The sequence below is a fragment of the Novosphingobium sp. ZW T3_23 genome (genome assembly GCF_044987305.1).
Taxonomy (GTDB): Bacteria; Pseudomonadota; Alphaproteobacteria; order Sphingomonadales; family Sphingomonadaceae; genus Novosphingobium.
Window position 1 is genome coordinate 1 of the sequence record NZ_JBJDRF010000098.1, and the last position, 8,677, is coordinate 8,677.

An 8,677-nucleotide genomic window follows, 5' to 3' on the forward strand; every position below is an offset into this window, starting at 1 on the left:
GCGAAAAGCGGCGGAGTGGCCTTCTGCAGAAGGCCACTCCGCCGATCGATTCCGTTACCGTCTGAGTATGAAAGGGGGGCCCAGTTTTACGTGTCGCCCCCGGCCCAATTCCCGGCGTCGTTTGACACCCAGAACAGCGCGTCCAAGGCCATCGGCTTCACGATCATTCTGGCGGATGCGCCCCGCTCCCAAAGTAGGGAGGGCATCACGTTCACGAACCAATCACCTGTCTGTTGAAACACTTCCCCGCGAGCGAACCGCCAGCCAGCAGCGCGTGCCGTGCTTTTAAGGGCAGCATCAAATTCCTTGGCGCGTAGTTTTACAGACCTTTGTTGTTCCCGCGTCAATTTGGCAGGCCATGCTGGGACTTCGCTCATGATGCCGATCTGCCATATGAAGCGGCTGCTTTCTACAGCTTCCATTCGAAAGCAGAATGAGCACTAACCACCCATCCCGGTCATAGGCGGCGCGCAGCCGCGCTACCGAAACCGGAATTGCAAGATTGCACGATTTTAACCCGAAAGCTGCCTGACCGGACACGCCCCATAGCGGTCATTTCTGACATTGCTTGCGTCTCCAGACATTCGGTCGATCCGGGCTTGGGGCAGATCGGCAAAATCCAAGGAAGCGGCGATTTCCTTAACTCTTCGGCATCATGCTTTCGACCACCTGATCGATCGAGAAGCTGGCGGCTTTCGCTCGGGGCGGAAACTCTTTAAAGCTGCTCAACCACTTCCCGAGCAACGGCGGAGCGCTGTATAGCAGGTGGTTCTGCTGGACGAACCAGTCGTTGTACTTGAAGCTCTCCTCGCCGCGCTCAAACGGGTCTGCCCGCAGGTCGTAGAATTTCGGCAACCGCATCTTGGCGAAAGGCTCACGCCAGGCATCGACGCCGTTATGTCGTTGCTCGGCGAACGTCACCTTGAACCGGCCGATACGGACGGCCAAGCATTCGCCGTCGTCGCTCCAGTAGAGGAAACCCTCGCGGGGTGACTTGTCTTCGTCGCCCTTCAGGAAGGGCAATAGGTTGAAGCCGTCGAGATGGACCTTGTAGGTCTGCCCGCCCATCGCGTAGCCCTGCTTCACCTTTTCGACGAGGTCCGGCTCGCCGTTCGCAGCTGCGAAGGTGGGGATGAAGTCCTGCAACGAGGCGATGTCGTTGATGATCTGCCCGGCCTCGATCACGCCGGGCCACCGCATCACACATGGCACGCGCCAACCGCCTTCCCAGTTGGTGTCTTTCTCGCCCCGGAAGGGCGTAGCGCCGCCATCGGGCCAGGACAGAACCTCGGCGCCGTTGTCGGTGGTGAAGACCACGATCGTGTCGTCTGCCACCCCCAGTGCATCGAGCTTGTCCAGCAGCTGGCCCACGTAGCCGTCAAGTTCGACCATCCCGTCTGGATAGAGGCCCAGACCTGTTTTGCCTTGGGACTCGGGCTTGAGGTGGGTGAAGACGTGCATCCGCGTCGGATTGAAATAGCAGAACCACGGTTGGCCATCGCCGGTCTTACGCTCGATGAAGTCCAGCGCAGAGGCAAGGAACTCCTCGTCGACCGTCTCCATCCGCTCCTTGGGCAGCGGACCGGTATTCTCGATAACCTGCTTGCCGACTTTCCCGAAATGGGGATCCACCGTCATGTCGTCGGTATCGCTCGCCTTGCACTTCAGCACGCCGCGTGGCCCGAACTTCTCCTGAAACTCCGGGCTCTTTGGGTAATTCTCGTAATAGGGCTCCTCTTCGGCATTGAGGTGATAGAGGTTGCCGAAGAACTCGTCGAAGCCGTGGACCGTGGGCAGGTGTTCGTTGCGGTCGCCTAGATGGTTCTTGCCGAACTGCCCGGTCGCATAGCCGAAGTGCTTCATGAAATCGCCGACCGAGGGGTCCTCGGCACCGAGACCCAGCGTGGCACCTGGCATGCCGACCTTGGTCAGGCCGGTGCGGATTGGTGACTGCCCGGTAATGAACGCCGCACGCCCTGCCGTGCAGCTTTGCTGGCCGTAGAAATCGGTAAACAGCACGCCTTCTCGGGCAATGCGGTCGATGTTGGGGGTGCGGTAGCCCATGACCCCGAGGTTGTAGGCGCTGACGTTGAACCAACCGATGTCGTCGGCCATGATAAACAGGACGTTCGGCTTCTCGCTGGGCATGGTGCTCTCCGGTCGGACTTCTCCTAAATGGTGGGCCTTGGGACGATGGGGGCCAATCAGGAAGAAACCTGAGCCCAGGCAGGAAAATCCTGTATGACTGGTTGCCCAGACAAACGGGCTATTCTCGCCCTCGATCGACAGCCCTGAATCCGGCCATTCGTTGTCGGCGAGGCGCAAATGAACCAACGGCAAGCTTCAGGGAGTCGATCCGGCGCCGGGAACGACCGGTTTGTCGGCGTGTCCGAACAGGCAGGTTTCAGGTTAAAATCCTGAAATGCTGCCGTTCGCTCGCGGCCGGTCGGGCCGACGGGAGCCGCCGACATCCTCGCCGTTCCCAGTTGCCACCACACTTCCCGATTGCGGACGATTGTTCAGCGAAGCAGCAGTGCAATGGCAGGATCAGCTACGTTCATATTCCGCTTGCTCGTCCAACCAGCAGTCATCGCCGTTCAGGTTTGTCCGCATCCACGTATCGAATTCATCAAAGGCGATCTCGCCGGGCCGCAGTGGCAAGCCCTTCGCCACCGCACGCCGTTCATGATCTTGTAGTGCCTGATGAAAGGCCCAAAGGCCGAGTTGCCGCCAGTCGTCGTCTTGCGGAAACGCCTGCTCATTGGCTCTGTATATCTCGTAAGTGGCACTTGGATTGTCAGACACATTCACAGTTTCTGGCCAAAGGGCCTTCGTGGTTTCGAACAGCGCGATTTTGTCGATAGCCACGGGCTACTCCTCGTTTCAGCGGCAGCTTTCATGCTCTCCGCTGTCAAAAACCGCCAGTCTGAAATCCACCGTTGCTGACATGCAGGTCTTCTGAAATGCTCCACCGATGATGATAGCTGATTGTGACTGGAGCCTTTCCAACCCTGGACCGGATGAACTCCTCGTCTGGCTTGAGCCATGGGCTGAAGAGTTCATGATTCCGGTTGAATCGACTGTTGCCTTGAAGGCATCAAGCGACGTCGGAGAGTGTGGTGTCGGTAACATCGAATGGGCATCGGATCACATTGTCGTATGGGCAAGTGCGGGAACCATTGAAGTGTTCATCGACGGCCAGCGTCAAGATTCTGCTTCGGCAATTGTGGCAATCCCTGACGGGCTGAGCAAAGATATGCTGAGCATCTTATTTGCGGGTCAAACGTCCGCCCGCCTCGGAGGCGTGGAGCATCGCGTAGTCGATCAATCGTCTTGGAGGGGACGGCTTCGGCGTCTGTTCCGCTTAAACTGATGTCCGGTTTCCACCCGATTGTAGCCATTCACCGAAGCCGAATTGCCCACCGAAAGCGGAACGGCGGCTCGCGCCGACAGAGCTGCCGTTCTGCGCCTCCTATGTGCGCCTCCGAAGCGGTGATTCGTTCACCGAGAGATCAGCCACGATGAACGGCTGACAAGGGTCGGAATGTCTGATCGCTTTCGGTCACAGAGACACAACAGCACCCGCTCCGGAGAAAGCGAAACAATCTCGTAAACGTTTAAACGCTGTCTGGTAACGCTTCGGCGTATCCGCTCCTTGCCAAAAGATTCGATTCTTCTAGGCGCATTCCACCTAAGATTATGATTTTTGAGGTATTTAAGATGGTGCTTAGTCGGCAAAGGTTCGAATTGCTGGCCGCCTTGATAGTTGCTCCCATACTTCTTCTTGCGCTTGGATACTGGGAGCATTCACGGGCGGGCGAGGCTATCGCCTATTTCGAAGGGATGTCGGCGGAACTCCCCCCAAAGGTCGCCGAGCTGCGCGCATTGGCGGCAAGCGACAAGTATGCGTCCGTCGATCTGGGAGACGAGGTCCGCTACGCGCCTGGACTGGCGGCGAACATGCTGGAGGAGATGCAACCTGCAGCGCAGCGGGGGCTGTTCCTAGCCCGATTACAGCCCTTTCTGGCACTTGCGGCCATCGTCGGCGGCCTTCTTGCCCTTGCGGGCGGCGTGGGCGGCCTGGCGTTCGCCGAGATCGCGGCGCGGCGGGCGAGAGCATCGCGCGACACTCTGGTTGCCAGTTTCGCCGCGCTCCAGCGCGCCCTACCGGTCATCCTGGGAACGATGGTCGTCGGCCTGTCGCTGGCTATCACGGCCAGTGCCGCCTTCGAGGCCATCGGTCTGATATCGTCGGTGCACCTCACGAAGGGCGACATCAAGCTGACGATCGCGGCGGTGGTTCTCGGCGGCGGTGCCGTTATGGTGGCCTGGTCCGCCGTGCGTTCGTTCATGAAGATCGGTGCGCTCTATGCGCCGGAGGAAGGTACGGTGCACGGCCGCCTTCTGACCGACCGGGACGCCCCGGCCCTGTGGCGCTTCGTGCGTGAAATAGCCGATCGTCAGCAGGCCGTCTCGCCCGACGCGGTGATCGTCGGCATGGAAGGCGGTTTCTTCGTCACCGAGCAGACCTTGCGCCTGTCGCCGGGGGAAAGCCGGGTCTCCGGCCGCACGCTCTATCTGCCCGCACCCTATCTGGCTTTCCTGAACGAGGGCGAGACTGCGGCGATCGTGGGTCATGAACTCAGCCACTTCACTGGCGACGATACGCGCTACAGCCAGCTTTTCGCACCGCTCTACGCAGGGATGCAGCGCACGCTTGCCACCATCGCAATGGAGGCCGGCAACATGATCCTGCTGCGCGGTCCGCTGCTCTACGCGGTTCATGCGATGCAGCGCTTCGACCATGGCGTGCAGCACTGGAGCAGGTTGCGCGAGTTCGAGGCGGATCGGCTGGGAGCGGGCACCGAAGGACGCCGCCATGCCGCATCGGCGCTCGTGCGAACCACCATTGTCGCGCCGCCGGTCAGGATGGTGCTGTCGGAAGCGTTCGAGAACCCGGACCGGGCGGAAGCCGATCTGGTCGGCGTCATGGTCGCGCAAATGGAGCAGCGCGGCTGGCCGGATGTGCGCGATCATCTTGCGGATTCCACCTCTCACCCGACCGACAGCCATCCCCCTACCTCGGAGCGCATTCGGCGCCTGGATGTCGCCGTCGACGAGGCTTTGCTGGAAGAGGCGCTGCGCCCGCCGCAAGGCACCTCCCGCTGCGCGGGCGAGCGGCTGGTCGCGGACTGGTCCCGTCTCTGCCGGGAATTGAGCGCCGACTTCGTCATGCAGGCGCACACCGCGCATGGCGAGCACCGCGCCTTCCTCGAGGAAACCGCCGCGGCCGTTTCCGGGGAGGCGGTAACCTTGCACAATGATACCCGGCTCATGGTGGGCTTCCAGTTCACCGCGAGCGTGCTGCTTGCCACGGCTGGCATAGCGGCCTGGATTTTCCAGATGCCGCTTGGGCTGGCTGGACTGCCCGCCGTGATCCTGACCGGATCCTGCCTGGTCGCCGCTGCCGCCACGCTCCTTGCGGGCATGCTCGTGAAGCGCAGCACCAAGGTGCCGTTCCTTGTCCTCTACCCGGATCGTCTGGCAACGCCGCGACTGAGCGAGGCCGTTGCCTGGAGCGAGATCGAGGAATGGACCGTGACCTACGGCAATCGTTTCGGGCTCGACCTCGTGCTTTCCGAAGGTGCCCTGCTTCCGCGCGTTACCGGCGCAGGCAGGTTCACCAAGGTTCTTCGCAAGAAGCGGGAACTGCGCATCGGCGGTTATGGAGTGCGCGGGATGAAGGTCGATGCCTTTGTAGAGCTGGTCGGAAGCTATATCGCTGCGGACAAGGCCCGGCGCGCCTTGGGCAAGTCCTGAGCGACGAAGAATTTTCTCAATGAGACAGGGATCTATCGTGACAAAACCTGACGACTTCCGCCGACGCTCAGCTCTTGCAAGCGCAGCACTCGCCATCGCGCTTGTCGGCAGCGCCCAGGCATCCTCCGCCGAAACGCAGGAAGATATCGCCCAGTCCATGGGCGAAGCGAAAAGCGGGTGTTCGCAAAAGGAATTCAACCAGTTCCTCGACGCGTTCATCGCCTCGCCGGCGGTACGCGCCAAGTACACCGCGCCGAAAGTCGAACAGCGCGGATTTGGCCAGCCCGCGAAGGCAACCGGCCGCAGCCTTCCGGCCAGTGCCTACCAGTCCTTCAACGTCTCGCACGTGGATTGGCAATTCGCCGACACCTCCTCCGTCGCCCGTTGGCAGGCTGACCCGAACAAGCCCTACACGGCGCTGGACGTGAAGGTCGAGGACCTGCCGGACGACAGTTTCAAGTTCACCTATCAGCCTGCCATACTGCGCGACGACGACGAAGGCGACGGCTGGACCGTGGTCCGCCACATCGGAAAACCGGCCGCCTACCTGTTCGCCTGGCGCAGCGGCTGCTGGCAACTGACACAGGACTTTCGCTGAGGAAGAGCCGGGGCGGGCAAACGATGCGTTCACGTTCCGGCTGTCAAACGGCTTAGGCTGGTAGGCATCTGCCGGAGAAGTCGACCGTCTGCATCAAAAACCAGAAAAGCGGGCTCTGAATGACCGATAAGGGTCGGCTCTCCCCATCATGCATTAATGGCAGCAGCCTCATGGTTCGTGCACATCGAGTGAGAATTCCGAACGCCACCACGCCCGGTTTTCAGCGGTGTTTGTGGCTCTGTTCCCTGGCCTCTCCAGCGACGGGTTCGAGATAACCGAGACAGCCTGGGGTAGTCTTGAAAGCCACCTCAACTGCTCCTGCAGATCATCCCAGGAGATCGCATGCCTCTCGTCATTCATTTCCCACCGCAACGTGGCTTGCATATTTTCATTTGCCGCCGAAATGCCTACCAGACCGTGGCATAGGCCATTTCGAACATCGAGCGGCATTTGCAGTTGGTGGCGTAACGCCGCGGCGAGTAGCGGCCCCAATGAGTTGGCGGGTTGAGATTCGATGACCGAGCTCTCCCAGATTCGGAACGCAGCGGCAATGCCATGCGCCCTTGACGGAAGGTGGCCGTGAGCGCGAACAATTTCGTGGCGCACAGCCTTCTCGACCGAGGCCCAAACCAGCAATAGCGATCCCAACGCCCCGCTGATCCTCTCGAAAGATATGTCCAACGCAGCCCCCGTCGATCTCATCAACGCGACATATCTCCTGCACCGCATGATGTCACCTGAGGGCTGTTTGCCAAAGCCATGAGATTCTTGCCCTTCGGCAGTCAAGGCTTCTTGACGGGACGGAAAAGGAAAGCGGCAGTTCCGCTTCTAGGGAGTTAAATTTGGCGGCAGAACGGCAAAAATGGGTCGGCCTCTCCTGCAGCGTTCTACCTATGGCCGTCAGGGCCATAGGAGATGTGTCATGGGATTATCAGAGTTTGATCCCGCCGCTCGTGAGCGGGTATCTTGGAACGCCGGGCGCAAGGTTGGCGCGAAGCGAGCGCTAGGTCACATACCCATAAACAGGATTCCCAAATCGGCGGCGATCTGATTGCTTCTCCGAGAAGGAGATTGATATGGCGCGGTTCGATTTGACGGATTTCGAGTGGTCGGTGATCGAGCCGCTGCTGCCGACGAAGGTGCGAGGGGTGCCGCGTGTCGATGACCGCCGGGTACTCAACGGTATTTTCTGGCGGCTGCGGACGGGCGCCCCTTGGGCTGATATTCCTGGACGGTACGGCCCGCATACGACATGTGTGAACCGCTTCAACCGCTGGCGCCGGGCAGGCCATTGGGCGCGGATATTGGAAGCGGTCTCAGCGGCTTACGAAGGCGACGTGCAGATGATCGATAGCTCCTCGATCCGGGTTCACCAACATGGCGCCAATGGCGATAAAAAGGGGGATCCGGTTGCATGGGCCGTTCGCGTGGAGGCCTGACAACCAAAATCCATGCGGTGGTCGATGCTAATGGCCTGCCGATCGCACTCAAGCTCACGGCTGGCCAGGCGCACGACGGCCGTAGCGCTGCCGACATGCTCGACACTCTGGGTGATGGTGACGTGCTGCTCGCGGACCGCGCCTACGACAGTGACGCGCTCCGGGGCGAGATGGCTGCTCGCGGCGTCTGGGCCAACATCAAGCCCATGCCAAACCGCAAGCGCCGCCCCGTCTTCAGCGCATTCCTCTATCGGTATCGCAATCTCGTCGAACGCTTCTTTAGCAAACTCAAGCAGTTCCGGGCGGTCGCAACGCGCTACGACAAGCGAGATGATAACTTCCTAGCCTCAGCCCAGCTCGCCTCCATACGCATTTGGCTGCGCCATAATGAGTCGGTGGCCTAAAGCCCCGTCAGATATGGGCAATCCGTTTCTTCCTCGACCAGCATGGGCGGATCCGGGACCGTGCCCTCTTTGACCTGGCCATCGATAGCAAGCTTCGCGGATGCGATTTGGTAAAGATCAGGATCAGCGATATCGTTTGTGATCGGAAAATTCGAACACGGGCCACGGTTGTACAGCAAAAGACCGGCAGACCGGTTCAGTTTGAACTGATGACCGATGCTCGCGCCAGCCTGCTCAAATGGCTGGAACTGAGAGGTGGATCCTTGGAGGATTTTGCATTTCCAAGCCGTGAACCGCCCCGGGATTGCCGGAGGCCAGTTTTCTTAAATTAGGCAGCCAGTGGGACGTCGTCCAGCATGGCGTAGTAGCGTTGCTCGGCTTCGACGGGCGGGATGTTTCCGATCGGCTCCAGCAGG

The 8,677-nt window shown here is 60.3% G+C and carries 7 protein-coding genes and 1 pseudogene; 5 read left to right on the plus strand and 3 right to left on the minus strand.

Annotated features, from left to right (window positions below):
• Window positions 1–86 precede the first annotated feature (86 nt).
• From ACI3K3_RS24875 to ACI3K3_RS24885, 3 genes are all read right to left on the minus strand, one after another.
• Entirely contained in the window at window positions 87–422 is a 336-nt protein-coding gene (locus ACI3K3_RS24875) for a hypothetical protein (RefSeq protein ID WP_404918666.1), read from the minus strand.
• A gap of 217 nt (window positions 423–639) precedes the next feature.
• On the minus strand, window positions 640–2,148 hold the full coding sequence (locus ACI3K3_RS24880; protein ID WP_404918668.1) for an arylsulfatase: 1,509 nt from the start codon (window positions 2,146–2,148) through the stop codon (window positions 640–642).
• 399 nt (window positions 2,149–2,547) lie between these two features.
• On the minus strand, window positions 2,548–2,868 hold the full coding sequence (locus tag ACI3K3_RS24885) for a hypothetical protein (protein ID WP_404918670.1): 321 nt from the start codon (window positions 2,866–2,868) through the stop codon (window positions 2,548–2,550).
• 106 nt (window positions 2,869–2,974) lie between these two features.
• On the opposite strand from ACI3K3_RS24885, the gene ACI3K3_RS24890 reads away from it, so the two are divergent.
• From ACI3K3_RS24890 to ACI3K3_RS24910, 5 genes and pseudogenes are all read left to right on the plus strand, one after another.
• Window positions 2,975–3,373: a hypothetical protein gene (locus ACI3K3_RS24890; protein ID WP_404918672.1), complete on the plus strand. Its 399-nt coding sequence runs from the start codon at window positions 2,975–2,977 to the stop codon at window positions 3,371–3,373.
• A 470-nt stretch (window positions 3,374–3,843) separates the two neighbouring features.
• On the plus strand, window positions 3,844–5,820 hold the full coding sequence (locus ACI3K3_RS24895; RefSeq protein WP_404918674.1) for a M48 family metallopeptidase: 1,977 nt from the start codon (window positions 3,844–3,846) through the stop codon (window positions 5,818–5,820).
• Window positions 5,821–5,857: 37 nt separating this feature from the next.
• Window positions 5,858–6,418 (plus strand): hypothetical protein, encoded by a 561-nt coding sequence (locus ACI3K3_RS24900; protein WP_404918676.1) that lies wholly within the window; start codon window positions 5,858–5,860, stop codon window positions 6,416–6,418.
• A gap of 1,076 nt (window positions 6,419–7,494) precedes the next feature.
• A protein-coding gene (locus tag ACI3K3_RS24905) for an IS5 family transposase (RefSeq protein ID WP_404918678.1) occupies window positions 7,495–8,261 on the plus strand; the annotation gives its coding sequence in 2 pieces (ribosomal slippage) (window positions 7,495–7,816 and window positions 7,816–8,261; 768 coding nt in all).
• Window positions 8,258–8,551, plus strand: a pseudogene (locus ACI3K3_RS24910) (integrase); the annotation flags it as partial. The gene ACI3K3_RS24905 and the pseudogene ACI3K3_RS24910, both read left to right, overlap by 4 nt.
• Window positions 8,552–8,677: the final 126 nt, after the last annotated feature.